4 protein-coding genes are annotated in these 4,323 nt (G+C 26.6%); 2 read left to right on the top strand and 2 right to left on the bottom strand.

The features are described 5' to 3' along the window. Window positions 1-1,294: phosphoenolpyruvate-utilizing N-terminal domain-containing protein (locus tag E6A48_RS12060; RefSeq protein WP_219709963.1), on the bottom strand; the 1,294-nt coding region annotated here is incomplete at its 3' end. A 185-nt stretch (window positions 1,295-1,479) separates the two neighbouring features. On the opposite strand from E6A48_RS12060, the gene E6A48_RS09415 reads away from it, so the two are divergent. Continuing rightward, window positions 1,480-2,223 (top strand): HEAT repeat domain-containing protein, encoded by a 744-nt coding sequence (locus E6A48_RS09415; protein WP_219709962.1) that lies wholly within the window; start codon window positions 1,480-1,482, stop codon window positions 2,221-2,223. 89 nt (window positions 2,224-2,312) lie between these two features. Continuing rightward, a complete protein-coding gene (locus tag E6A48_RS09410) occupies window positions 2,313-3,524 on the top strand; it encodes a dicarboxylate/amino acid:cation symporter (RefSeq protein ID WP_219709961.1) in 1,212 nt (403 codons plus the stop codon). A gap of 77 nt (window positions 3,525-3,601) precedes the next feature. Here the strand turns inward: E6A48_RS09410 and E6A48_RS09405 are convergent, their stop codons facing one another. Then, window positions 3,602-4,279, bottom strand: a complete 678-nt coding sequence (locus tag E6A48_RS09405) for a helix-turn-helix transcriptional regulator (RefSeq protein ID WP_013243397.1) — start codon at window positions 4,277-4,279, stop codon at window positions 3,602-3,604. Window positions 4,280-4,323: the final 44 nt, after the last annotated feature.

Raw genomic sequence — 4,323 nt, 5'->3', positions numbered from 1 at the left:
CCTTTAAAAGTATACCCGAATGAGAAATAGAACTTCCATTTAATGATATAACACCTTTAATATTATTAGAAAAATTAGCTATATTTGATACATAAATATTATCTGATATCAAAATAACATCTTTATCTTCAGGTAATTGTATTTTCTTATCTAACATTACAGATAAAACCTGATTTAAAATATCTTGAATATCATACTTTCTCTCTATCATATATAAATCATCAAACTCATTAAAACAGTCATACATATTTTGCATAATATTAGTATATAAATATAAAGCAGTATGTTTTGAAGTATCAAGCAAACTATCTACATCATTAATAACCGCCTCATCTAAAAGCATAGATAAATGTGAATCAAATATTAGAACGGCATCATTAGAAATATTTTTTTCTTCTATTTTCTTTTTTTGTTTTAATATTTCTTTTCTTACAGTCTCTATTGCATACACAAATTTTTCTTTCTCAGTTTTTATATCAACATCTCTCTGCTCTTCATATCCTATTTTTATATCCAAATCAATATATTTAGCCAAACCACTAACTTTTCCCTCACACACAATTTCAAAATCAGAATCAACAGTATAAACTTTTTTTACTTCATTACTACTATTAAACTCAAACTTTCCACCAAATAAATCTTTAAAAAACTCTCTTAAAACTTGATGATTATCACCCTTTATATAAACCTCCACAACATCATCTTTTTGTATGTTTAATAAAGATATCTTACTCATACTATCAGCACAAACAATATTTTTATTTTTAGTTTTATTAGTAATATATACAGAGCAATTATTTTTAGCTACAGTATTCATAAACATAAATATAGGTCTAGCATGAAAACCATTTTTTAATTTTACTATATATTCTTCTTTTGTATAATCTTTTAAATTTTCTTGAATATTTTCACTGCAATATTTTTTCTCAAGATTATTTAATTTATCTTCTATCTCATCTATTTTTTTATTTAAAGAAGCTTCAGTAGCAGCAATCATTCCTCCCTCTACAATAGGAGCAAATGATATTCTTACATTCTTTTGTTTTTCTTTATCTAACATAGCAACAGCCATCTCACAATTAACCAAAGCCCTTTTGCTGTCAAAAAATATAATAACACCATCATCACTATAATTATCATTTATAACTTTATAAATATCATTATGATTAGTACCCAATAAACTATCCCCTATTCCTCCAGAACATACAACAGATATATTACTAACTTGATTAATATATTTTTGTAATGCCTTTACAAATTCATTACTATCTGAAACAAAAATTAAACTAACCACATTTAATCCTTTTTTTATAATTTTTATAAATTAACATATTATTTATAAGATAAAGTATAATAAAAACATAATTTTTTGCAATATAATAGGCTTTTATTATAAAAATATTTTTATCTTCATATTAAACTGCTTGCAATTATTTCACAATAAATATATTATTGAAACAAATATTAAGGGGGGTTCTAATGCTCAAAAAAATATTAATTTCAACATTAATTCTTGCATTTTCTGTAGCAACTATGTTTGCACAAGAAACTGCACAAACAACAACAGACACTACTACTACTCAAGAATCTAATAATACAACAGGTGAAAAACCTAGAGAAGAATTAGATCAAAACTTTGTAGATGCTTTAGTTAACCAAGATGAAGAGCTTTTAATTAACGCTATAGAAACTGGTTCACCTTCAGTAAAAGCATTATGTTTTGAAGCTTTGAGTAAAAAAGGTGTTAATAGCGATTTAGCTATCAGAACAATTAATAGATATGTTAGCTATGGTTTAGGTACTTCTTCTAGCTCTAATGCTGATTCTACTGTAAGATATCAAGCATTACAAGCAGCAAGAATTGCTAAATCTGAAACTAGTGTAGACTATATATCTCAAATGCTTTTTGCTGAACAAGAAACTTTCAATATCATCGCTGCTGTACAAGCTTTAGGTGAAATAGGAAGTGAAAAAGCTGTTCCTGCTTTACTTTTCCAATTAAGATTAGGAAGAACTCAAGGTATAGTTTATGAAGTAGCTGTTGCTTTAGGTAAAATAGGTAGTCCTATGGCTTTAGGTGATTTAATAGACCTTTCTCAAGATGATCAATATTTCTTAGCTATTAGACAAGCTGCTATAGATGCTATTAAAAATATTAAACCTGCTGCTGCTAACAACAATACTCAACAAAATACTGAAACAACTGAAACTACTCAGCAATAATAATATATTTGTATAGCGTATATAAAAAGCCCTCTATTTATAATAGATGGGCTTTTTTATTTATAAGTTTATATATTTTAGGAGTTCATATGAATATTTTAAAAAATTATAAATTTTCGTTTATCCTAATTTTAGGAATGTTGATAGGGTCTATAATTGGTGTAATTTTTGGAGAGAAAGCTTTAGTACTGCAGCCTATTGCTGATATATTTTTGAATTTACTTTATTGTTGTGTTGTTCCTATGATATTCATTTCTCTTGTATATTCTATATCAAATATGGAAAACACAAATAAACTTGGAAAAGTATTAGGAATAATGATAGTTATATTTTTATTAGCTGAAACTATAGCGGCTATATATATGCTTATAATCACTATAATATTTAATCCTGCTGATGGTGCTAATATTGCTATGAATGAAACTATAAATAACATGACTAGCAATTCAAATATATTAGCGATGTTTACAGTTAATGATTTTCCTCTTTTATGGTCTAGACAAAACCTCATGGCTTTAATAGTATTTGCAATGCTCATAGGAATAGCTATAGTAAAGGTAGGAGAAGTTGGAAAACCTGTAGTAAAATTTTTTGGTTCTTTAACTTCAATAATATCAAAAGTAGTTTCATATGTTATGTATATAGCACCTATTGGTCTTGGAGCTTTCTTTGCAACATTAGTAGGACAAAACGGAGCAGCACTTTCAGGACCATTATCCAGAGCTTTAATAATATATTTTATAGCGGCTATAGTATTTTATTTTGTATCTAATACAGTATTTGCTTATTTAGCTGCTGGAATAAATGGAGTAAAATTATTTTGGAAATATATAATACCTCCTTCTTTAGTTTCTTTAGGAACATGTTCTTCTGCAGCTACAATACCAACTAATTTGATAGCAGGAAAAAATATTGGCATACCAGATGATATTAATGATTTAACAATACCTATGGGTTGTAATCTGCATAAGTCTGGTGCTACACTAATAACTATATTAAAAATTACTTTTATGTGCAGTATGTTTAACATCAATATATTAGAACCGCAAAACATAATAACAGCTATATTGGTATCAGTTTTAGCATCGTCTGTAATGGGAGCTATACCTGCTGGAGGATATGTTGGAGAGATTTTTATAATATCTGCTTTTAATTTCCCTCCAGAGTCTATACCTATTATGGTTTTAATTGGTACAATCACAGATGCTCCTGCTACAACAATAAATGCTACAAATGATGTTGGAGCTGGTATGTTATTGGCTAGAATTTTTAAAGGTAAAAATTGGATAAAAGATAATTGAATATTATATTGAATATTAATTTTTATAAAAGCCTAATAATTATAATATATTATTAGGCATTTTTTTATTAGTTTCAATTAAGTATATTTTCTAATATTAGAATAAACAGTATGTACAGATATTTGCAATCTTTCTGCCAATGCCTCTACAGAGCCCTTTATATTGAAGAATCCTATTTCATAAAGTTTTATTATTATACTCTTGTTTTTATCCTGATTTGGTATTGACATATCAAGCATGATTTCATTTATATTTTTATTAAGGATAGATGATATCATATCGTCTATATTTGAGCTATAATTTTCATGAAACTTTTTTTTATTATCTTTTATATCAAATTCTTTTACAAAATCTATTAAACTTACTTCCATATTGATATTTATACATAATAATCCTATAAGTTTATCTTTATTTTTTATTGGTATGGTTATGGATTTGCATCTGTCTCCATTTGGAAATTTAGATTCGTATGGCTCTAAAAATTTCTTATCTTCATGTACACCTGCTATAATCTCTAATGCCAAATTAGTAATAGGTGCTCCTGGATTTCTAGAAGAATTATGTCCGTTTTCTATAAATTTAACTGCATTTTCAAAGTTATCTAAAGAATGTACTAATGCTTCACAGCTTCTTCCAAAGGCATTTGCTATACCTTTTACAACATATTTGTACGATTCTATTATTGCTCTATCTGTTTCATCAAAATATACGGGATTAATTTTATTTTCTGAATTATCTTTATCAAAATTATCCATAATAAATCCTTATTATAAAATTATAAATCATAAAATAAAAATAT

Source organism: Brachyspira pilosicoli, from assembly GCF_019402445.1.
Lineage (GTDB): Bacteria > Spirochaetota > Brachyspiria > Brachyspirales > Brachyspiraceae > Brachyspira > Brachyspira pilosicoli_B.
The sequence above is the reverse complement of the archived record's forward strand: the minus strand, read 5'-3'. Positions and strand labels throughout refer to the sequence as shown.